This window comes from Kordia sp. (assembly GCF_022447245.1).
GTDB lineage: Bacteria > Bacteroidota > Bacteroidia > Flavobacteriales > Flavobacteriaceae > Kordia.
The window spans coordinates 1-20,670 of record NZ_JAKVBC010000051.1 but is presented as its reverse complement, the minus strand read 5'-3'; the positions used below and the strand labels follow the sequence as shown (position 1 = coordinate 20,670).

Sequence of the window (20,670 nt, the reverse complement as noted above, 5' to 3'; positions counted from 1 at the left end):
ATGCTTTCTTTAAATTCTTGTGTAAATTCAGCATGACATTACTTATGTTATTATCTCTTTAAAGCCTTTTAATTTTTCAATATTCTTTAATCCTGGAACAATTTCAAACTTACTGTTTACATCCAAGGCATAGCAATAAGTAGAAGCTTTACTTTTTAAAAATGCTTCTAGTTTAGAAATAGTTTCTAGGCCAATGCCACCACTTAAAAAGAAGGGTTTTGTAGATGGATAATTTTCCAAAACCGTCCAATCAAACGTAACGCCATTTCCGCCAGGTAATTTTCCTTTCGTATCAAACAAAAAGTAATCAACACAAGACTCGTAAGGTTTCAAAGTAGAAAAGTCAAATTCATCTTTTATAGAAAACACCTTGATGACTTCAATACGGGCATTGAGCGGAGTCGAAATGCGTTGTTGTAATTCTTGACAAAATTGCACACTTTCATTTCCATGTAATTGTACAGCTTGCAAGTCGTGCAGACGTATTTTTTTGAAAATATCTTCTACAGTAGCATTTACAAAAACACCTGTTTTTTTGATTCCTTTTGGAATTTCAGGAATGACCGTGTCAAAAAATCGTGACGACTTCTTATAGAATATAAAACCCAAATATTCTGGCTGTAATTGACTTACTGCTTTCATATTGTCTTCATATTTCATTCCGCATATTTTGAGTTTTATATTTTTCATTTAAGAATTAAAAGATTGAATGATTTATCTAAAATAACAGTACTTTCCAAACACCTATATACCTAATTCATTTATAAACTCCATAGCGCTTTCACCTGGATTTTCAGTTTTCATAAAGTTCTCACCGATTAAAAAGCCTTGATAACCATAAGGTTGTAACTCTTTAATAACAGCCACAGAACTAATACCACTTTCTGATACTTTTACAAAATCTTCTGGAATATGTGTCGATAATTCTTTACTAATCGCTGTACTTACTTCGAAGGTTTTTAGGTTTCTATTGTTAACGCCTAGCAGGTCTAGAGATGGCATGATGGATTTTTGTAATTCTTCCAAATTGTGTACTTCTAACAACACATCTAGCCCTAAACTTTTTGCGGTTTCCGATAAACTTTTGATTTCATCTCTTGTCAATACGGCGGCAATTAATAAGATAACATCCGCGCCATACGATTTTGCTTCAATAATTTGGTATTCGTCAATGATAAATTCTTTACGTAGAATTGGTAATTGAGCACTCGCACGCGCTAATAAAAGATCATCTAACGAACCGCCAAAATACTTTCCATCTGTCAAAACTGACATACCGCAAACACCTGCATTTTCGTAACCTGTAGCGACATCTTGTACACTAGCACTTTGATTGATCACAGCTTTGGATGGCGAACGTCGTTTGAATTCTGATATGATTCCAGTATTACTTGCTTTTAATGCTGCAGATAAAGAAGAAGGCTCACGATCGAATAATGCCGAACGCTCCAAAACCGACACTGGTACGATACTTTTTTTAAGTGAGACTTCTTTGTATTTATCTGCTATAATTTTGTCTAAAATTGTTTTCAAGAGTGAAAATTTTATATGTTTTTTGGATTCCTATCTAAAGAGGAATGATAAATATGTTATTTACTTAACTGTTGTAATTTTTTTAATACATCTAAAGCTTTTCCAGATTGCAACGATTCTTTGGCAATTTCAAAACCTTCTTTTGCTTCCAATCCTTTCACGGTTGCAATCGCCATTCCTGCATTAGCACAAACCACATTGTTTTGCGGATCTGTACCATTTCCTTCCAAGATATCTGTAAAGATTTTTGCTGCAGAAGCAACAGAATCACCTCCGTAAATAGATGTTTGTGTATGTTGTGGGACTCCAAAATCTTCTGGAGTAAGCATTTCTTCTGAGTTATTTCGAATGGCTTTTGTTGCGCCAGTTAATGAGATTTCATCATAACCATCTAAGGCATGTAAAATGGTGTAGTTTTTATCGGTATTTTGATATAAATATCCATACATACGTGCCAGTTCTAAATTGAATACACCAACCATTTGATTTTTAGGAAAGGATGGGTTTACCATTGGCCCCAACATGTTGAAGAATGTTTTGACACCTAAAGCCCTTCGGATTGGTGCTACATTTTTCATAGCTGGATGAAATAAGGGCGCGTGTAACACACAAATTCCAGTTTTGTCAATAGATTTCTCAAGAAAATCAGTGTCATTGGTAAATTTGATTCCTAAATGTTCCATAACGTTTGAAGAACCACTTACCGAAGAAACTCCGTAATTCCCATGTTTTGCCACTTTTACGCCAGCACCAGCTGTAACAAAAGAAGCTAAAGTTGAAATATTGAATGTATCTTTTCCATCGCCACCAGTTCCGCATAAATCAATAGCATTATATGCTGATAAATCTACTGGAATACAAAGTTCTAATAAGGCATCACGGAAACCTTTCAATTCTGCCAATGTGACGCTTCGCATCATAAAAACGGTCAAGAAAGAAGCAATCTGACTAGGATTGTACATGTCTTTGGAAATATTGACCAAAACTTGCTTAGCTTCTGCTTCAGAAATGTTTTCCTGATTGATAAGTCTATTTAGTAATTTTTTCATATTTTTTAGTAAAAGGATTGAAAAATTCAATGACTGAATGTTTCAAGTTTTATGTTTTTGGCGTGAGAGAAGTATTGAGTTTTAGAAAAATCCTAACTATCAACAACTAAATACTCAATACTTAATTTCTCACCCAGTTTTCTAATATTAGTTTTCCGTGTGGTGTCAATACCGATTCTGGATGGTATTGTACACCTCGCACATCATATTCTTTGTGTCGAAGTGACATTATTTGTCCATTTTCATCATACGAAGTTGCTTCTAAACTTGCAGGAAGTGGATTTTTCACAATCCAAGAATGGTATCGTCCAACTTCAAAGTTTTTAGGCAAACCGTCAAATAACAATTCATCATTTACAGAAACTTCTACTTTAGTGGCGACACCATGATATACTTGTTCTAAATTGGTAAGGGAACCACCAAATACTTCTCCGATAGCTTGTTGTCCTAAGCAAACGCCTAAAATGCTTTTTGTTGGCGCATATTCTGCAATGATTGGTTTTAGCAAACCAGCTTCATCTGGAATTCCTGGACCTGGCGATAGAATAATTTTTTCATATTCATCTACTTCTTCCAGAGAAAGTTGATCGTTTCTTTTTACGGTGACATCACAATCTAAATCTTCCAAATAATGGACAAGATTGTAAGTGAAGCTATCGTAATTATCTATGACTAGTACTTTTTTCATTTTTATTTTTCCTTTTAGCTTTCAAGCTATTTTCTACGAAAATCACTCGAAGTGATGTTAGGTACTTTTTAAGTAATTGGTTTATTGAAATCTTACTTTACATTCAATATTTATAATTTCTATATTGTTTCTGCAATTTCAAGTGCTGTATTCAACGCTCGTAATTTGTTGTATACTTCTTGGTTTTCATTTTCTTCATTTGATTTTGCTACAATTCCAGCACCTGCTTGGTAATGCAATTTGTGATTTTTACTTAGGAAAGTTCGAATCATGATGGCATGATTAAAGTTTCCATGAAAGTCCATAAATCCAATAGCGCCACCATAAAAATCACGATTCGAAGTTTCATACTTCTCAATGAGTTGCATGGCCTTGTGTTTTGGTGCACCGCTTAGTGTACCTGCAGGAAATGTATCAGCTACTACTTGCATGGTTGGAACTTTTGCATGTTTTTGAGCAGTTACTTTTGAAACTAGATGAATGACATGTGAAAAGAATTGTAATTCTTTATAGGTTTCTACTTTGACTTGATTTCCATTTCGGCTTAAGTCGTTTCGAGCCAAATCAACTAACATAACATGTTCTGCATTTTCTTTTGGATCGTCAAACAATTTTTTTGCAGATGCTGCATCTTCTTCATCGTTTCCTGTGCGTTTAAAAGTTCCTGCAATGGGATGAATTTCAGTATGATTATTATTTACAACCAATTGTGCTTCTGGTGAAGAACCAAAGATTTTAAAATCACCATAATCAAAATAGAAGAGATATGGTGAAGGATTGATACTTCGTAACGCGCGATACACATTGAACTCGTCTCCTTTAAACTTTTGAATAAACCTTCTTGATAATACCAACTGGAAAACATCTCCGCGGTAACAATGTTTTTTTGCTAACGCTACATTTTGTTTGAACTGCTCATCATCTAAATTCGATTCGCGTTCACCATCAATTTGAAAATTGTATGTTGTAAAATTTCTAGATTGTAATAAATGTTCAATCGTGGCAATATTATCTTCTTTTTCATAACAATGTGAAAAGATATATGCTTCGTTCTTAAAATGATTGAAGGCAATGATATTTTGGTAAATCGCATAGTACATGTCAGGAATGTCAAGCGATTGTTCTTTTTTGGAAATTCCTACCGATTCAAAGTATCTAACTGCATCATAGGCAATGTAGCCAAACAAGCCACTATTAATAAATTTGAAATCGTTTTTATCAGTTTCAAATTGTTTCGAAAACTCATGAATCAACGCTGGGACATCCGTTTCTGAAGTGATAGGAGTAATGTCTTTTTTGCCATCTGGAAATTCGCGCGTAAGCGTTTCATTTGCTACTTTAATGCTCGCAATTGGTTTGCAGCATACATAAGAGAAGCTGTTGTCACTGGCATGATAATCGCTGCTTTCTAGTAACAAGCTTTTTGGGAATCGATCCCTGATTTTTAAATATACACTTACTGGCGTAATGGTGTCCGCTAGTATCTTTTTATGTGTTGTTTTTAATGTGTACATGGTTCAATTTGTTTCAAAAAAAAAAGACTTGTCGTGATTGACAAGTCTTTTTATATATCTATTATTTGTAAATAGGGACTTTCCTCACGATTTCGAAGTTCGTAAGTTCCACCACCAAGTATTTACTAAATTTATATGCATCTTTGTTTTTGTTGACACAAATATATAGAAATGAATTTTAGAATAAAAAATATTTTAAAATTTTAATTCTACTTTTAAGTCAAATTCGTCGCTTATTGCCTTGTCTTTCAATCCGTCAAAGAAAGAAGCTGAACCATACTTAATCCCAAATTTTGTGCGGTCTACCTTTAATTTAGCTTCTGCAGAATTGCTTTCTAATTCAATATCAAAAGCCACGCGAGATTTACTTCCTTTAATCTCTAAGTCGGCTGCAACTCTGTAAACATTATCATCAGTTTCTACTACTTTTTTAAATGTTAATGTAGCTGTTGGGAACTTTGCTACACCAAAAAAGTCATCTGATTTTAAGTGTCCGTCTAAGTTATTTTTATAATCTCCACTTAAATCTGTTGTATTAATTGTGTTCATGTCAATTGTAAACATTCCACCAACTAATTTTCCATCTTTAAATTCAAGTTTTCCATCTTTAAAATCAATCGTTCCTTCGTGTTGTCCAGTTACTTTATAACCTGTCCAAGTTACCTTACTTTCCTTCATATTGATCTTTTTGTCTTGCGCAACTGCTGTTGAAACGGTAGCAAATACAAATAATGCTACTAATGTTAAAATACGTGTTTTCATTTTTTTGTTTTTAATTTACGTCGATAGTATTCGTTAGGGCAATTTTACAAGGATTGCGAACCTCTTAATTTTTCTAATAAAGTATTCAAAGTTTCTGCTTCCGTTGTAGTCAACGGTTGCATGATTTTTTCTTCTAAAGCATTTAATTCAGGATCAATTGTTATTAATAAATCCAACCCATTTTTTGTAATGATTATTTCGACTTTTCTGCGATTTTCAGGACAAATTGTTCGTTCTACAAAGCCTTTTAAAATCAACTTATCAATGAGTCGAGTTGTATTGCTATTCTTATGAATCATACGTTCTTGAATCGTAGCTAAGTTTGCAGGTTTACCTTTTTGACCTCTTAATATTCTAAGTACATTATATTGCTGCCCCGAAATATCAAATTGTTTAAAAAATGCTAAATAACCTTCAGCAATAATTTTGTTGGTAATCACAAAATTGAGAGATGTTCTCTTTGCTAATGGCAATTCAACATTACTTTTTAATATTTCTTGAAGCTTCATATTTGTACATACAATATTTGTCTATACAAATGTACTGATATTTTGAATCTGAAAAAGTAGCGTAGTGTTAAAATTTCAATAAATTTTTTTGGCGGGATTAGATCTATCGTGTTTTGGTATCGCTTTTGCACTTGCAGTTACAACTTTTAGAAATTGTTAGAATAGTTTATAATATCAAATTAAACTTTTTCAGCGTTTTATAGTCATATCATATAAATAGTTCATTATGACCTTACAAGAAATTGTGCATTTATACAATAGAGTAGGCTTTGGAATTTCTCCTTCTAAAGCCAAAGAGTTGCAAAGTCAATCGCGTGCAAAAATCGTTGCTCAATTGTTTGAAGCTTCTCGTAATCCAGCGCCTTTAGAAATTGATCTTTCGGAATTAAGAACAACATTAAGAGGCGTAAAAATGAAAGAGCGAAAAAAGATACGAGCACTCTTTAAAGAAAGCGCCAAAAAAATACATGAACTGAATAAAACTTGGTTGTACAAACTTAGTGATACAGAGCAGTTGCTCGTAGAGAAAATGACGCTTTTTTGGGCAAATCATTTTGTGTGTGACGATAAAAATATTGTGCATTTTCAACAGTATCAAAATACATTGAGAAAGCACGCTTTAGGAAATTTCAAAGATTTCGTGATTGCTATTTCGAAAGAAGCCACGATGATGAAATATTTGAACACGCGACAAAATAAAAAGCAGAAACCCAATGAAAACTTTGCGCGCGAATTAATGGAATTATTTACACTCGGACGCGACCGGTATTCTGAAAAAGATATTAAAGAAGCTGCACGTGCATTTACGGGTTGGAACCATGACTTGATGGGGAATTTTCTTTTACATCGTCGTCGACATGATTATGGAGAGAAAACATTTTTAGGCAAAACAGGCAATTTTAATGGTGAAGATATTATTGAAATCATTTTACAGCAAAAGCAATGTGCACAGTTTGTCTGCGAAAAAATCTACCGTTATTTTGTGAATGATCAATTGAATGCCACACACGTAAATGAAATGATCACTGTTTTTTACAAAGAATATGATATTGGAAAACTGATGCGTTTTGTATTAACATCTGATTGGTTTTATGATACAAAAAACATTGGAACAAAAATAAAATCACCTATTGAATTTTTAATCGGAATGCATAGAGTAGTGCCTATGCAATTTGAAAAAGAACGTGAATTAATCTATTTACAAAAGCTATTAGGACAACATTTGCTGTTTCCACCAAATGTAGCTGGTTGGAAAGGTGGACGCAGTTGGATTAATCCGAATACAATGATGCTGCGTTTACGATTACCGTCAGTTTTGTTAGCAAAAGGGGAAATTGCACTAGATGAAAAAGGGGAATTTGAAGATGATTTTCAGCGTTTTAATAACAAGCGAAATCGTCAACGAAAACTGCATGTAACTGCTGATTGGAAAGTATTTCTATCAAATCATGTAAATAATACAGCACAAGAACTGCAAGAAACATTAATAGTGAGTCCGTTAAATCGTGGTACAAAAGAGTATTTAGAAAAACTAGCAGGTCAAGATTTACCACAGTATTGCATTCAACTCATGTCGCTACCTGAATATCAATTATGTTAATTATTTTCTCGCTTTTGCGAGAATGAAAATATATTTTCAATGAAAAGAAGAGATTTTTTTAAACAAGCCTCACTAGCAAGTACAGCGCTATTTTTGCCTAAATTCGTCTCAGGTTTTAATCTGATTGATAGTGCAGTTGCTACTGGAAAAAAACTGGTAATTATTCAGTTGTCTGGAGGAAATGATGGACTGAACACAGTTGTACCATTTCGAAATGATATTTACTATAAAAAGCGTACGTCTCTAGCACAGCAAAAGTCAAATTTGATTGAAATTACCGACGAAATAGGTTTTCACGAAAGTCTCATTGCACACAGTAACTTATACAACAATGGCGAATTATGTGTCATTAATAATGTTGGTTATCCGAATCCGAACCGTTCACATTTTAGAGCAACAGATATTTGGCATACGGGAAGTGACGCAAACGAATATTTACAATCAGGTTGGATTGGTCGTTATTTAGATGTCACCAAAAGTAAATCTTTAGATGCTCTTGAAGTAGACGATAGTTTGTCTTTGTTGTTAAAAGGTGAATTAACAGATGGGATTGCTACAAAAAATCCACAATTATTCTTTAGAACCACACACGATCCATACTTTAAAAATGTAGTGTCACATTATGATGATGCACATTTGAGTGAACACAATTTAGGGTATTTATACAAAACCATGGTCACGGCTACTTCTTCGGCAAAATATATCTATGAAACTTCCAAGACCTACACAACAAAGACAAGTTATCCAAAGAATGAGTTCTCCAATCAGTTGAAGCAAGTGGCGCAATTCATTAATTCAGGATTGCAAACAAAAGTCTATTACACATCACTTGGCGGATTTGATACACATGCCAATCAAATCAATAAACAAAAACGTTTGTTGAAGATTTATGATGGAGCTATGGCAGCATTCATCAAAGATCTAAAAGCACAAGATACCTTTAAAGATACTTTGGTATTAACGTTTTCAGAATTTGGTCGTCGCGTACAACAAAACGCAGCCAATGGAACTGACCATGGAACGGCAAATCAAGTGTTTTTGATAGGGAATCAATTAAAAAAGCAAGGATTCTACAATCCGATGGCTGATTTGTCAAATTTAGATAATAACGGTGATTTAAAGTATGATGTTGACTTTCGAGAAATCTATACTTCTGTTTTAAATAATTGGCTAGAAGTAGATGCTAAAAAGGTGCTAAGCAAATCATTTACAGGTTTAAATATTGTTTAAATTTTGTTAAAGAAATCTGTGTCATGGCTAGTTTTTGTATTTTTAGGAACAAAATTAGCACCATGTTCCAAAAAACCTTCCTCATAGCTATTTGTATTTTATTTCTTTCATGCAACGGAGAAACAAAATCTCCCAATATAGCGGCTCTAGCTGAATCGAATACAGAAAAAGTTACTGCAAAACCAGAAGCTGCTTCGGAAACTGAAATTCCTGTATTAAACTTTGAACAGTTTGAAAAATACTTGAATATCAAAGATGATAACATACATGTAGTCAATTTTTGGGCAACTTGGTGTGCGCCTTGTGTAAAAGAATTGCCATGCTTTGAAGCTGTAAATGCTGAATATAAAAACCAGAACGTAAAAGTTTTATTGGTGAGTTTAGATTTTAATTTGAAAAAACTGAACTCATTTTTAGAAAAGCACGAGTTAAAATCTGAAAAAATACTTTTAGACGATCCAGACCAAAACGCATGGATTCCGAAAGTATCACCAAAATGGTCAGGCGCTATTCCAGCAACGGTGATTTATGGTAAAGGAAAACGAAAATTCTACGAGCATTCCTTCACCAAAGCTGAACTTGAGAAAGAATTAAAAGATTTTTTATAAACCAATAACTAAAACCCATATAAAATGAAAACGATAAAATTAGCAGTACTCGCGTTACTTTTTATCACAGTTTCTTGTGCTGAAAAGAAAAAGAAAGAAGAAGAAAAGAAAGAAGCAAAAACGATTGCTGAAAACGTTGAAAAGCCAAAGAAGGAAGTAAAAAATGGTTACAAAGTTGGCGATATTGTAAAAGACTTTTCTCTGAAAAATGTAGATGGGAAAATGATCTCTATGGGCAACTTTAAAGAGGCAAAAGGATTTATCTTGACATTTACATGTAATACCTGTCCGTATTCTGTAGCCTATGAAGATAGATTAATTGAATTAGACAAAAAATATGCAAGCAAGGGATACCCTGTAATTGCGATCAATCCAAACAGTCCAGAAGCAAGACCAGACGATAGTTATGAAAAAATGCAGGTTCGTGCAAAAGAAAAAGGATTTACATTCCCATACATGTTAGATGAAGGACAAAAAGTATATCCAGTGTTTGGTGCAACACGTACACCACACATGTATGTAATTGCAAAAACACCAAAGGGACACCAAGTAAAATATATTGGAGCTATTGACGATAATTACAAAGATGCTTCTGCAGTAACAAAGCGTTATGTAGAAGATGCCGTTGATGCATTATTAGCAGGAGAAGAAGTAAAAGTGAAAAATACAAAAGCGATTGGTTGTTCTATTAAAGTCTAATTTTATAGACTTTTTAGTCTGACTTAGATAATTAGACGAGTTAGACATTTGCTTAAAACAAAAAATAAGGCATGTTATTTGCCAAGAAAAAACCGAAGTTCATTACTTCGGTTTTTTTATTGAAGTAAATCTTCTGAAAAAAGTTTAACTTTGAAATTAAATAACGAACAACACTATTTAAAATAGCTATGGCAGATTTAACACAAAAAGAATGGCAAGAGCAACTTTCTAACGATGCAAATGCTGTAATTCTAGACGTTCGCACACAAGACGAAGTGGACGAAGGGCACATTCCAAACGCAAAACATATTGATATCTTTTTAGGACAAGGATTCATAGATGAAGTGAAAAAACTAGATGCATCTAAAAACTATTATGTATACTGTCGCTCAGGCGGACGAAGCGCACAAGCATGTGCAGTAATGAATAGTGTAGGTTTTGAAAACACCTACAACTTAATGGGTGGATTTTCAGAATGGAAAGGTGCTAAGACAAACTAAATTGTAGTTTGTATGAAAACTAAAAAACTAACTTTCGTAATTTGTGTGTTGTCTATAATTCTATCTTTTTTTGGATGCAATAATTTCCCAAAAGAAAACAATGTAACAGTGACTAAACTTTATGAAGCATTGCAAAATGAAGATATCATCGTATTGGATGTGCGTACATTAAAAGAAACCGCAAAGGGAAAAATAAAAAGCACGGCTTTAGAAGCGGATTTTTTCGAAGAAGACTTTATCGAAAAAGCAACGGCGCAGCTTCCAAAAGATAAGGATGTTTATGTGTATTGCAAAAGCGGAACACGCAGTGCAAAAGCAGTGATCAAATTACGAGAGTTAGGTTTTACAAAAACCCACAATGTAGAAAGTGGTATTAAAGCCTGGAAAGCAAAAGGCTATAAAGTGGAGAAGTTCTTTCCAGATTAAGAGAAGATGTAGACTGAGTGGAGTCGAAATCTAAACATGCTCATCGATAATCTTCAATAAAGTAATTGGCTCTGGTCGTACGCGATAATTATCAGTTTGGTTGGTATACACTATTTTTTCATTAGAATCAGTGATGATAATAGTTGGTAATGTAGTATGCGATTTGTATCCAAAAAGTTGAAATCCAAAAGGCAAACCATACTCAGCAAAAATGTCTAACTGCTTCGAAACGTTTCCATCAACATCTACCAAAAACTGAAAATCTAACGGATATTTCTTTGTTAAGTTCTTGCTGTATCCATGAGGTTGCGAGCTTATAAAAACCGTATTGATATTCAGATCTGTCAAGCGTTCGTGATGTGCGACCATTTCTTTAATTTGCGCCATACAAAACGGACACCAATTACCGCGATAAAAAATAAAAATACTCGGTGTTCCTGCAAATTGCGTTGAGGTAACTTCTTCTTTTGACGCATTTTCAAACTGTAACAAAGGCAATGTATTACCGACTTTCAAAATCGTGTTATTAGTTGCATTCCGTTTCTGGAAAAAAGAATACCAAAGTAAATACACAATCCAGCCAATGGTCAATATCAAGTTGAATATTACAGAAATGACTCTAAAATTACTTTCTTCTTGTAAACTTCGAACCAAAAGACTAATTAAACAACCCAAAAAGACACAAAATGTATACGGTAACAAGACACTATCGGTTCGCGCTAATGGTTTAATGAAAACTCTACTAAAAAAGAAAACAATACTTACAGCAGTTAGTAAGTGAGCAACATCTGGTAATGAAATTCCAGATTGGAATATAGACCACAAACTATCTATCATTACAACAAGTGCAAAAATAGGAAATGCAGAAATAAATATCGACTTACTCAGGGAACTCATTCATTAAAATTTTCGACGTGCGATGGTTTCGGCCATTAATTTGTGTAGGACAATTTATAAAATAATATGTAAAAAAGTATATTTTTGTAGTATTAATCTTGTTAGGAATACTAAACCTCATTCTTCTCATTGAAATTATTAAGAACTTAATAATTAGCAATATGACTGTAAGAGAAGATTTTTTGTACTATTTGTGGAAATTTAGAAAACTACATCTGCAAAAGTTACAAACGACAAAAGGTGAACCTGTTGAAATTATCAATACAGGAACACACAATTATCATGCAGGTCCAGACTTTTTTAATGCGCGATTAAAAATAGGAAAACAGATTTGGGCTGGCAACGTAGAGATGCATGTAAACTCCTCAGATTGGTTTGTGCATAACCATGAAAACGATACCAACTATGACAATGTGATTTTGCATGTAGTGTGGAATCATGACATAGAAATTCATCGAAAAGACAATTCGATTATCCCAACCTTAGTACTCAAAAAATATAGCAATCCGACAATTTTACAGCGTTATAAAAGTTTATTAAATGTACCTAAACAATGGATTTCTTGTGAGGTAGCTTTTCCTGTGTTGAATCATTTTGAACTTGAAAATTGGCTCGAACGTGTTTATATAGAACGATTGGAAACCAAAGCTTCTGAAGTAGAAGAATTGGTTAAAAAAACGGAGTACGATTGGGAAGCTGTGTTGTTTCGATTGCTCGCCAGAGGCTTTGGACTGAAGCTTAATAGTGACGTATTCTTTGATGCAGCTTGTTCGGTAGATTTTAGTACGATTCGAAAACTCAGTGCTAAAAGAGGTTCGTTAGAAGCTTTCCTATTTGGGATTTTTGGACTGCTTTCACAAGAAGCGGTTCAGGAAAAATACTATGAAGAGTTGCAACAAGAGTTTAAGTATCTCTGTCATAAATTTCAATATCAAAAAAAAGCGGTACTACCATTGCAATTCTTTAGGACGCGTCCTGCAAACTTTCCAACCATTCGTGCTTCACAATTGGCAACATTATATCATCATCAAAGCAATCTGTTTTCAAAAATAGTAGCAACAACTACATTAGAGCAGCTATATAATTTATTACAGGTGGAAACATCTACATTTTGGCAAACGCATTACACATTTGACAAACATTCACCAAAACGTATTAAAAAAGTTTCCAAAAAGTTTATTGATGTATTATTGATCAATAGTATTTTACCGCTCAAATATTGTTACAGTAAATATTTGGGCAAACCCAATATAGAAAACCTCTTGTCTCTTTTACGAATCATTGAGCCTGAAAGCAATTCTATCATTCAAAAATTCAATACAAAAGATATGACTATTGAAAATGCATTACATACACAGGCTTTATTGGAACTAAAGAAAAACTATTGTGACAAGCAACAATGTTTGGAATGTGCTATTGGAAATAAATTATTAAAGCAAGATGAAATCTTCATGTAAAAATAAGAAGTATTTCTTTGGTAAAATGCGTATCTTGCAAGCCCGTTAGAAAAAGTCAAAAATCAAGCAAAAATATATGTATAAACTACGTTACTTTTTTGAAAAACACGGTTTCGGAGCGTTGTCAAGATTGGCAGAACGTTTAGGGATGCGTGCCAAAAATGTACGTTTGTTTTTTATTTATGTCACCTTTGCTACATTAGGCTTTAGTTTTGCATTATATCTTACCTTAGCTTTTATATTAAGATTAAAAGACTTAATTTACACCAAACGAACTTCTGTATTTGACTTATAATAATGTATAGATTTTTTAGGTCTAAATTCTATCTAGCACTTTTCTTGCTCATCTTTGTGTTTACAATAGGTGTAGTTGGATTTCATATTCTTGGTAATATGGGATGGATAGAAGCTCTGTACATGACTATCATCACAGTAACTACAGTGGGTTTTGGCGAAGTCATTCCGCTATATCAAAACGCTCGTTTATTCACGGTATTCTTAATCATAATAAGTGTATTTGTATTTGCATACGCCATTTCTGTTATTACGGAATACATTCTGAGCAGAAGTACGATGCGAAACATTATACAACGAAAGACCTTAAAAAAAATCAGACGCATGGAAAATCATATCATTATTTGTGGATTTGGACGCAATGGAAGGCAAGCTGCTGAAAAATTAAGTACGCATAGTCAAGAATTTGTGATTATTGAAAAAGACAGAGCCATTATTGAACGATATGAAAGTTTAGGGCTTCCATTTGTAGAAGGAAATGCGAGCGAAGATGAAGTGTTGGAACGCGCAGGAATCGACAGTGCAAAATGTTTAATAACTGCATTGCCAAGTGATGCAGATAATTTGTTTGTAGTGCTTTCTGCAAGGCAGATTAATGGAAACCTATTAATCATCAGTAGAGCTTCTCAAGAATCATCTTATAAAAAGCTAAAACTAGCTGGAGCCGATAATGTCATTATGCCTGACAAAATCGGTGGCGAACACATGGCTTCTCTAGTAGTAGTGCCTGATTTAGTTGAGTTTATTGATAATCTCTCCATCAGTGGAAAAAACAAAACTAATGTAGAAGAAATAAGAACAGAAGATATTACCAATTTTGATAAAGAAATTACACTCAAAGAGTTGGATCTGCGTAAAAAAACAGGTTGTACAGTAATTGGTTATAAAACTCCTGATGGTGAATATATCATCAATCCGGGCGCAGAATTAAAACTTCTGAAAGAATCTAAAATAATTGTTTTAGGGCGCCCAGAACAAATAGAAGCACTCAAACAAAAATACAATCTTGAATAATGGAAATAGTTCTATAAAAAATGGAAACTTGATGAGTTCATTGTTTTTTATATTTTTGTAATCATAATCTCAACGATTATGGTAGAATAATAAATACCCAAAATAAATATTCATGTGACGATACATTAAAACATCGAAAACATGAAAAACATCAAATCTCACTTTACGTTTCTAAAAGCAGAGCGAAGTGGGATTTTGTGTATAATACTCCTAATCTTTATAGTGCAAGGAATCTATTTTTACACAAGTCCCGCAAAAACAGCAACTCTTTTCTCAAAAACACAGGTTTCCGAATACCAAAAACAGATTGATTCTTTAAAATTAATAGCGTTAAATGCCAAACCAAAACGTTATCCGTTTAATCCTAATTTTATCTCCGATTACAAAGGCTTTACGTTAGGTATGTCTACAGAAGAAATAGACAGACTGCATAAGTTCAGAGCTAAAAACAAATACGTAAACTCTGCAAAGGAGTTTCAAGCCGTTACAAAAGTTTCTGATTCTTTTCTTAATGAAATCAAACCTTATTTTAAATTCCCCGAATGGGTGAAACAAAAAAAGAAGAAAAGAGCAACCTATCAAAAGAAAAACTATTCAGCGGATGAACCAGTGATCACAAAAAAGATTAACATTAACAAAGCAACAATAGAAGAATTTAGAAAAGTACATGGAATTGGAGAGAAACTTTCTGCAAGAATTGTAAAATATAGAACAAAACTCAATGGATTTGTGACAGAATCACAATTGAATGATGTGTATGGACTCAAACCAGAAGTTATTGAAAAATTGTGGAAACGTTTTTATTTAGAAAAGCCAACCATTACAAAAATAAATCTGAATACCTGTACTTTAGAGGAGTTGTTAAAAGTTCCTTACATGCATTATGACCTAGCAGATGAAATTTTGAATCAAAGAACACTGCATGAAGGATTCAAAAAAATTGAAGAATTGACAAAAATTCAAAACTTTCCATCGGATAAAATAGAGATAATTGGATTATATTTGCATATTCAACAGAAAAACTAAAAATTGCTGTACATGGAAAGTATATATTTTAATGAAGAACATCACCTTTTTAGAGAAAGTTTAAGAGGTTTTTTAAAAAAAGAAGTTGTTCCACACATTGAAAAATGGGAAAAGACGGGAACCATAGAACGTTTCATTTGGGAGAAGTTTGGTGAAATGGGATATTTCGGATTAGCGTATCCAGAAGAATATGGAGGAATGGATTTAGATCTTTTCTACACAGTAATACTTCTAGAAGAACTACAACGCATCAATTCAGGTGGTTTTGCGGCTGCTATCTGGGCACATGCATACCTGGCGATGACACATATAAATAAAGAAGGTAATCATGATATCAAAGAACGCTATTTAGCACCAAGTATTACAGGCGAAAAAATAGGATGCTTATGTATTACAGAGCCTTTTGGTGGTTCAGATGTAGCAGGAATGCGTACTACGGCTGTTAAAAAGGGAGATAAATATATCATAAATGGTTCCAAAACATTTATAACGAATGGGGTATACAGTGATTACTTAGTGGTAGCAGCTAAAACTACCCCAGAACTTGGAAATAAAGGAATCAGCATATTTGTAATAGATAGAGATATGCCTGGAGTTTCTGCTACTAAACTAGATAAATTGGGTTGGAGAGCTTCCGATACAGGAGAAATTGCGTTTGACAATGTTGAGGTGCCTGTAGAAAACTTAATGGGAGAAGAAAACATGGGATTCCCATACATAATGCAACACTTTGCCTTGGAAAGATTGATCATGGGAATCAATGCGCATGCACGATCTGAATTCGCCATCGAGTATACATTACAGTACATGTCTGAACGAGAAGCATTCGGAAGAACAATTGACAGGTTTCAAGCATTACGTCATACAATGTCTGATTTAGCTACAGAAGTAGAAATCTGTAAAACATTCAATTATACAGTTGCTTACAGACTCAACAATAAAGAATATGTAGTAAAAGAAGCGAGTATGTCCAAGCTGCAATCAACAAAAGTAGCAGACAATGTTATTTATCAATGTTTGCAAATGTTAGGAGGATACGGTTACATAGAAGAATATCCATTAGCTCGTTTACTTCGTGATAGTCGTTTAGGACCAATCGGAGGTGGAACGTCAGAGATATTGCGTGAAATTATTGCCAAGATGATTATTGACGGAAAGGATTACAAACCGGTAACGTAATTAAAATAAATTAGTGTTGAAGTATTTTGTTATGCATCCGAAAAGAGCAAATTGACAAACTAACGAATCAACAAAAAATAGATAAAAAATAAAAAGATCACTTTCAAAAGTGGTCTTTTTTTGTGCGCTAAACTGAAGAGTGATAGTTACGGTAAAACCATATAAATAACAAACTTATCAACACGAAAACGTTTTCGCTGAATTATGAATTATTATAGGCTAAAATAAATATTTACATTGAAAAAGAACATTAATTTTTAACCAACAAATCAAAATGAAAAAAAATCAAATATTTTATTTCTTATTGGTCAGTCTATTCATTGTAAGCTGTTCAAAAGATGAAATTGCTCAAGACAATGAACAAAGCAAAGAACCTGCAAAAGAAATTGTTGCGGCTAAAAACAGATCCAATCTAAAACCAATTGGGACTGGTGTAATGATGCAAGCATTCTATTGGGATGTTCCTGCTGGAGGTACTTGGTGGAATGTAGTAAAAGGAAAAGTAGCTGAATGGAGCAACGCAGGAATCGATGCTATTTGGCTTCCACCAGTATCTAAAGCGCAAAATGGTCCTTTCTCTATGGGCTATGATCCATTCGATTATTTCGATTTTGGTGAATACAACCAAATGGGAAGTGTAGAAACGCGTTTTGGTTCTACAACAGAATTACAAAGCTTGATCAATTCAGCGCACAACAATCGTTTAAGTGTAATTGCTGATATTGTATTAAATCACAACAGTGGAGGAGATAGCGAGTACAATCCGTATAAAGGAACAAATACATATACAGACTATCAACCATTATCTGGAAAATTCCCTAGGAGTTACAATGATTTTCACCCAAACGATATTCAATCAAATGACGAAGGTGTATTTGGAGGATTTGCTGACTTATCACATGCAAAAGGTTATGTGCAAGATTGGTTGTGGAGAACTCCGCAGTCTGTAGCACAGTACTATAAAAATGTAGGTGGTTTTGATGGCGGGCGTTTCGATTATGTTAAAGGATTTGGTCCTTGGGTAGTAAAAGAATGGAAAAATACTGTTGGCGGATTCTCAGTAGGAGAGTATTGGGATGGAAATGCAGGTACATTAGATTGGTGGTCTGGACAAGCAGAAGTAAGCGCATTTGATTTTGCTTGCTACTATAGAATGAGAGATGCGTTTCAAGGAAATAACCTAAACAGATTAAATGATGATATGCTTTGGAAGCGTAACGCATCTAAAGCGGTAACATTTGTAGCAAACCACGACACGGATGAAATCATCAACAATAAAATATTGGCATATGCGTACATACTAACACATGAAGGATATCCAACCATCTTTTACCGTGACTATGAAGAATGGCTTAACAAAGAGCGTTTGAATAACCTCATTTGGATTCACAACAATCTCGCTAGTGGAAATACATCTATATTATACACTGATAATGACGAATACGTAGCTAGAAGAAATGGATGGAACGGAGCTGGTTTAGTAGTATACATCAACAATGCAGATCATTGGCAAGAGCGTTGGGTAGAAACTAACTGGTCAAATACTAGAATTAAGGACTATACAGGGCATTCTAATTGGGAACCTCTAACACAAGGAGGAAAGTGGGTTAAAATTCAAGTGCCGCCAAAAAGTTATTCAGTTTGGGCACCTAAATAAACAGCATTTTCAAATTGATAAATTATCAAATTAAAACCAATGGTATTCCTTGATAAATTGCGGTAGTATTATCTGTATGCTTTCTTGAAACTATTGTTTCTCTCTAGGGAGGAATCCGCTTTTTAAATGATTTTCAATAAAATGGCTTTAACTAATGCAAAAATAAATTCATACTTTATTTGTAATTAAAAAATAGTATGTATATTTGCAGCCACAAATTCTAAAAGAGAGGAGGTTAAGGACTATGTTAATTATACCAGTAAAAGAAGGAGAAAATATAGACAGAGCGCTGAAACGTTTCAAAAGAAAATTTGATCGTACAGGAGGAATGCGTCAATTGAGAGCGAGAAAGCATTTCACAAAGCCATCAGTAGCTCGTAGAGCGCAAATCCAAAAAGCACAATATATACAGCGCCTTAGAGATCAACAAGAAATTTAAGATGCTCAACACAAAATTGAAAAGGTTTCCATAATGGAAGCCTTTTTTTATGCATTAAATTTTGGGTTTATAATTGAGTTTAGTAGTTTTATTAGGGATTACTTTAAAAGTTAAAAAATAAGAATCGAAATATAATAATCACCCAAAAGCATAGCAACTCTACACCCAAAAAAACAATAATGACCTTCACATCTTTCATAGAATATCTACAATTAGAGAAAAACTATTCAATTCATACCGTAACTGCGTATGAAAATGACTTGCGTTCTTTCTCAGATTTCTGTAAAGAAGCCTATGAAGATGGCAACATCATAAATGTGCATTACGTGCAAATTAGAAGTTGGATTGTTTCTTTGGTAGAAAGTGGTTTGCAAAATGCAACGATCAACAGAAAAGTCTCATCCCTAAAAACTTATTACAAGTTTTTGCTAAAAACGAAGCAAATAGAAATAACTCCCTTAGCTAAACATAAAGCATTAAAAACATCTAAAAAAGTGCAAGTCCCGTTCTCTGAAAAAGAAATGGAAACGGTGTTAAGTAGTATGGAGTTTACAGATGATTTTGAAGGTGTTCGGAACAAAACTATCATAGAAATGTTTTATGCCACAGGAATGCGACGAGCTGAACTTGTGAATTTAAAACAATCGGATATAGACTATGCCGCTAAAACAATTCGGATACTAGGAAAAAGAAACAAAGAACGAATAGTTCCGCTTTTGGAAAAATTAGATACACAGCTAAAACAGTACCAATCATATCGTAAACAACTAGATGCAGGTCAAAAAGAAGAGTTGTTTTTAACAATAAAAGGAAATAAAATCTATCCGAGTCTTGTATATCGTTTAATAAATGATTATTTTAGTATAGCATCTACTAAAGTAAAAAAGAGTCCGCATATTCTGAGACATACCTTTGCGACTCACTTACTAAACCAAGGTGCAGACTTAAACGCTGTAAAAGAATTACTTGGTCACGCTAGCCTTGCTTCAACACAGGTATATACACATAATAGTTTAGCCGAACTTAAAAATGTATATGCCAAAGCACACCCTAGAAATAAAAGGTAATCCTCAAACAAACAGCTCAAACCTAAAATATAACCTATAAAAATGCCTCGTATGAAAGTAAACATGCAGTCCGTAAACTTTACGATAGATCGTAAGTTAGTAGATTTCATTCAAAGAAAAATGGATAAACTGGAAACATACTATGATAGGGTCATAGATGCAGATGTCTATTTAAAGGTGGAAAACACAAGTGCAAAAGAAAACAAAATTGCAGAAGTAAGAGTGAATATTCCTGGAGATGATTTAATGGTGAAAAAGCAATGTAGAAGCTTCGAAGAAGCTATAGATGAAGCAACAAGCACATTGCAAAGAGCATTGCTAAAAAGAAAAGAAAAAGTACGAGCACATTGATGATTAAAAAAAAATTAAAAATAGTTTTGTTTAAAAAAAATAATCTATACATTTGCAGTCCGTTAGAAATAGCGGACTTTTTTTATGAGTAAAAGCCGATGTAGCTCAGCTGGCTAGAGCAGCTGATTTGTAATCAGCAGGTCGTGGGTTCGAGTCCCTCCATCGGCTCAA

23 protein-coding genes and 1 tRNA gene are annotated in these 20,670 nt (G+C 33.7%); 16 read left to right on the top strand and 8 right to left on the bottom strand.

Translation table 11 applies throughout. The annotated features are described in order from the left end of the window. Positions 1-42 precede the first annotated feature (42 nt). The 7 genes from MK119_RS22455 to MK119_RS22425 all read right to left on the bottom strand — a co-directional run bounded on the left by MK119_RS22455 (position 43) and on the right by MK119_RS22425 (position 6,055). Positions 43-660, bottom strand: a complete 618-nt coding sequence (locus MK119_RS22455; RefSeq protein ID WP_290683643.1) for a phosphoribosylanthranilate isomerase — start codon at positions 658-660, stop codon at positions 43-45. 84 nt (positions 661-744) lie between these two features. Then, positions 745-1,533 (bottom strand): indole-3-glycerol phosphate synthase TrpC, encoded by a 789-nt coding sequence (gene trpC, locus MK119_RS22450; RefSeq protein WP_290683641.1) that lies wholly within the window; start codon positions 1,531-1,533, stop codon positions 745-747. 56 nt (positions 1,534-1,589) lie between these two features. Further along, on the bottom strand, positions 1,590-2,582 hold the full coding sequence (gene trpD / locus MK119_RS22445) for an anthranilate phosphoribosyltransferase (RefSeq protein ID WP_290683639.1): 993 nt from the start codon (positions 2,580-2,582) through the stop codon (positions 1,590-1,592). A 121-nt stretch (positions 2,583-2,703) separates the two neighbouring features. Continuing rightward, a complete protein-coding gene (locus MK119_RS22440; protein WP_290683637.1) occupies positions 2,704-3,270 on the bottom strand; it encodes an aminodeoxychorismate/anthranilate synthase component II in 567 nt (188 codons plus the stop codon). 119 nt (positions 3,271-3,389) lie between these two features. Continuing rightward, on the bottom strand, positions 3,390-4,784 hold the full coding sequence (locus MK119_RS22435; RefSeq protein ID WP_290683635.1) for an anthranilate synthase component I family protein: 1,395 nt from the start codon (positions 4,782-4,784) through the stop codon (positions 3,390-3,392). 195 nt (positions 4,785-4,979) lie between these two features. Beyond that, entirely contained in the window at positions 4,980-5,546 is a 567-nt protein-coding gene (locus MK119_RS22430) for a YceI family protein (protein WP_290683633.1), read from the bottom strand. 44 nt (positions 5,547-5,590) lie between these two features. Continuing rightward, on the bottom strand, positions 5,591-6,055 hold the full coding sequence (locus MK119_RS22425; RefSeq protein WP_290683631.1) for a MarR family transcriptional regulator: 465 nt from the start codon (positions 6,053-6,055) through the stop codon (positions 5,591-5,593). A 226-nt stretch (positions 6,056-6,281) separates the two neighbouring features. Here MK119_RS22425 and MK119_RS22420 point away from each other — a divergent pair, with 226 nt between their 5' ends. The 6 genes from MK119_RS22420 (at position 6,282) to MK119_RS22395 (ending at position 11,118) form a co-directional block, all read left to right on the top strand. Next, positions 6,282-7,655, top strand: a complete 1,374-nt coding sequence (locus MK119_RS22420) for a DUF1800 domain-containing protein (RefSeq protein WP_290683629.1) — start codon at positions 6,282-6,284, stop codon at positions 7,653-7,655. Positions 7,656-7,694: 39 nt separating this feature from the next. Beyond that, a complete protein-coding gene (locus MK119_RS22415) occupies positions 7,695-8,885 on the top strand; it encodes a DUF1501 domain-containing protein (RefSeq protein WP_290683627.1) in 1,191 nt (396 codons plus the stop codon). Between the two features lie 62 nt (positions 8,886-8,947). Then, positions 8,948-9,493, top strand: coding sequence for a redoxin domain-containing protein (locus tag MK119_RS22410; protein WP_290683625.1), 546 nt, complete (start codon positions 8,948-8,950; stop codon positions 9,491-9,493). A gap of 24 nt (positions 9,494-9,517) precedes the next feature. Then, positions 9,518-10,192 (top strand): thioredoxin family protein, encoded by a 675-nt coding sequence (locus tag MK119_RS22405; RefSeq protein WP_290683623.1) that lies wholly within the window; start codon positions 9,518-9,520, stop codon positions 10,190-10,192. Positions 10,193-10,380: 188 nt separating this feature from the next. Next, positions 10,381-10,692, top strand: a complete 312-nt coding sequence (locus tag MK119_RS22400; protein WP_290683621.1) for a rhodanese-like domain-containing protein — start codon at positions 10,381-10,383, stop codon at positions 10,690-10,692. Between the two features lie 12 nt (positions 10,693-10,704). After that, a complete protein-coding gene (locus MK119_RS22395; RefSeq protein WP_290683619.1) occupies positions 10,705-11,118 on the top strand; it encodes a rhodanese-like domain-containing protein in 414 nt (137 codons plus the stop codon). A gap of 30 nt (positions 11,119-11,148) precedes the next feature. Here the strand turns inward: MK119_RS22395 and MK119_RS22390 are convergent, their stop codons facing one another. After that, positions 11,149-12,015: a redoxin domain-containing protein gene (locus MK119_RS22390; protein ID WP_290683617.1), complete on the bottom strand. Its 867-nt coding sequence runs from the start codon at positions 12,013-12,015 to the stop codon at positions 11,149-11,151. Between the two features lie 161 nt (positions 12,016-12,176). Here MK119_RS22390 and MK119_RS22385 point away from each other — a divergent pair, with 161 nt between their 5' ends. The 10 genes from MK119_RS22385 (at position 12,177) to MK119_RS22340 (ending at position 20,667) form a co-directional block, all read left to right on the top strand. Then, positions 12,177-13,472 carry a DUF2851 family protein gene (locus tag MK119_RS22385; RefSeq protein WP_290683615.1) on the top strand — a complete coding sequence of 432 codons (1,296 nt, stop codon included), beginning with the start codon at positions 12,177-12,179 and terminating at the stop codon, positions 13,470-13,472. Between the two features lie 76 nt (positions 13,473-13,548). After that, complete coding sequence (locus tag MK119_RS22380; RefSeq protein WP_290683613.1) at positions 13,549-13,767, top strand: PspC domain-containing protein; 219 nt, start codon at positions 13,549-13,551, stop codon at positions 13,765-13,767. Positions 13,768-13,769: 2 nt separating this feature from the next. Continuing rightward, complete coding sequence (locus tag MK119_RS22375; RefSeq protein WP_290683611.1) at positions 13,770-14,780, top strand: potassium channel protein; 1,011 nt, start codon at positions 13,770-13,772, stop codon at positions 14,778-14,780. A 141-nt stretch (positions 14,781-14,921) separates the two neighbouring features. Next, the gene (locus MK119_RS22370) at positions 14,922-15,806 is read left to right on the top strand and encodes a helix-hairpin-helix domain-containing protein (protein ID WP_290683609.1); all 885 of its coding nucleotides are present in this window, start codon (positions 14,922-14,924) and stop codon (positions 15,804-15,806) included. A 12-nt stretch (positions 15,807-15,818) separates the two neighbouring features. Next, positions 15,819-16,985, top strand: coding sequence for an acyl-CoA dehydrogenase family protein (locus MK119_RS22365; protein WP_290683607.1), 1,167 nt, complete (start codon positions 15,819-15,821; stop codon positions 16,983-16,985). A gap of 274 nt (positions 16,986-17,259) precedes the next feature. Continuing rightward, a complete protein-coding gene (locus tag MK119_RS22360) occupies positions 17,260-18,642 on the top strand; it encodes an alpha-amylase (RefSeq protein ID WP_290683605.1) in 1,383 nt (460 codons plus the stop codon). A 244-nt stretch (positions 18,643-18,886) separates the two neighbouring features. Continuing rightward, complete coding sequence (rpsU, locus tag MK119_RS22355; protein ID WP_290683603.1) at positions 18,887-19,081, top strand: 30S ribosomal protein S21; 195 nt, start codon at positions 18,887-18,889, stop codon at positions 19,079-19,081. A gap of 179 nt (positions 19,082-19,260) precedes the next feature. Beyond that, on the top strand, positions 19,261-20,148 hold the full coding sequence (locus tag MK119_RS22350) for a tyrosine-type recombinase/integrase (RefSeq protein ID WP_290683601.1): 888 nt from the start codon (positions 19,261-19,263) through the stop codon (positions 20,146-20,148). Positions 20,149-20,199: 51 nt separating this feature from the next. After that, complete coding sequence (gene raiA / locus MK119_RS22345) at positions 20,200-20,499, top strand: ribosome-associated translation inhibitor RaiA (RefSeq protein WP_290683599.1); 300 nt, start codon at positions 20,200-20,202, stop codon at positions 20,497-20,499. A gap of 94 nt (positions 20,500-20,593) precedes the next feature. Then, positions 20,594-20,667, top strand: a tRNA-Thr gene (locus MK119_RS22340). Positions 20,668-20,670: the final 3 nt, after the last annotated feature.

What these genes read in the sequence shown, in the direction of transcription:
- MK119_RS22455 (WP_290683643.1), bottom strand. Translation starts at nt 660, where the DNA reads ATGAAATATGAAGACAATATGAAAGCAGTAAGTCAATTACAGCCAGAA.
- trpD (WP_290683639.1), bottom strand. Translation starts at nt 2,582, where the DNA reads ATGAAAAAATTACTAAATAGACTTATCAATCAGGAAAACATTTCTGAA.
- MK119_RS22440 (WP_290683637.1), bottom strand. Translation starts at nt 3,270, where the DNA reads ATGAAAAAAGTACTAGTCATAGATAATTACGATAGCTTCACTTACAAT.
- MK119_RS22435 (WP_290683635.1), bottom strand. Translation starts at nt 4,784, where the DNA reads ATGTACACATTAAAAACAACACATAAAAAGATACTAGCGGACACCATT.
- MK119_RS22430 (WP_290683633.1), bottom strand. Translation starts at nt 5,546, where the DNA reads ATGAAAACACGTATTTTAACATTAGTAGCATTATTTGTATTTGCTACC.
- MK119_RS22425 (WP_290683631.1), bottom strand. Translation starts at nt 6,055, where the DNA reads ATGAAGCTTCAAGAAATATTAAAAAGTAATGTTGAATTGCCATTAGCA.
- MK119_RS22420 (WP_290683629.1), top strand. Translation starts at nt 6,282, where the DNA reads ATGACCTTACAAGAAATTGTGCATTTATACAATAGAGTAGGCTTTGGA.
- MK119_RS22415 (WP_290683627.1), top strand. Translation starts at nt 7,695, where the DNA reads ATGAAAAGAAGAGATTTTTTTAAACAAGCCTCACTAGCAAGTACAGCG.
- MK119_RS22410 (WP_290683625.1), top strand. Translation starts at nt 8,948, where the DNA reads ATGTTCCAAAAAACCTTCCTCATAGCTATTTGTATTTTATTTCTTTCA.
- MK119_RS22405 (WP_290683623.1), top strand. Translation starts at nt 9,518, where the DNA reads ATGAAAACGATAAAATTAGCAGTACTCGCGTTACTTTTTATCACAGTT.
- MK119_RS22400 (WP_290683621.1), top strand. Translation starts at nt 10,381, where the DNA reads ATGGCAGATTTAACACAAAAAGAATGGCAAGAGCAACTTTCTAACGAT.
- MK119_RS22395 (WP_290683619.1), top strand. Translation starts at nt 10,705, where the DNA reads ATGAAAACTAAAAAACTAACTTTCGTAATTTGTGTGTTGTCTATAATT.
- MK119_RS22390 (WP_290683617.1), bottom strand. Translation starts at nt 12,015, where the DNA reads ATGAGTTCCCTGAGTAAGTCGATATTTATTTCTGCATTTCCTATTTTT.
- MK119_RS22385 (WP_290683615.1), top strand. Translation starts at nt 12,177, where the DNA reads ATGACTGTAAGAGAAGATTTTTTGTACTATTTGTGGAAATTTAGAAAA.
- MK119_RS22380 (WP_290683613.1), top strand. Translation starts at nt 13,549, where the DNA reads ATGTATAAACTACGTTACTTTTTTGAAAAACACGGTTTCGGAGCGTTG.
- MK119_RS22375 (WP_290683611.1), top strand. Translation starts at nt 13,770, where the DNA reads ATGTATAGATTTTTTAGGTCTAAATTCTATCTAGCACTTTTCTTGCTC.
- MK119_RS22370 (WP_290683609.1), top strand. Translation starts at nt 14,922, where the DNA reads ATGAAAAACATCAAATCTCACTTTACGTTTCTAAAAGCAGAGCGAAGT.
- MK119_RS22365 (WP_290683607.1), top strand. Translation starts at nt 15,819, where the DNA reads ATGGAAAGTATATATTTTAATGAAGAACATCACCTTTTTAGAGAAAGT.
- MK119_RS22360 (WP_290683605.1), top strand. Translation starts at nt 17,260, where the DNA reads ATGAAAAAAAATCAAATATTTTATTTCTTATTGGTCAGTCTATTCATT.
- rpsU (WP_290683603.1), top strand. Translation starts at nt 18,887, where the DNA reads ATGTTAATTATACCAGTAAAAGAAGGAGAAAATATAGACAGAGCGCTG.
- MK119_RS22350 (WP_290683601.1), top strand. Translation starts at nt 19,261, where the DNA reads ATGACCTTCACATCTTTCATAGAATATCTACAATTAGAGAAAAACTAT.
- raiA (WP_290683599.1), top strand. Translation starts at nt 20,200, where the DNA reads ATGAAAGTAAACATGCAGTCCGTAAACTTTACGATAGATCGTAAGTTA.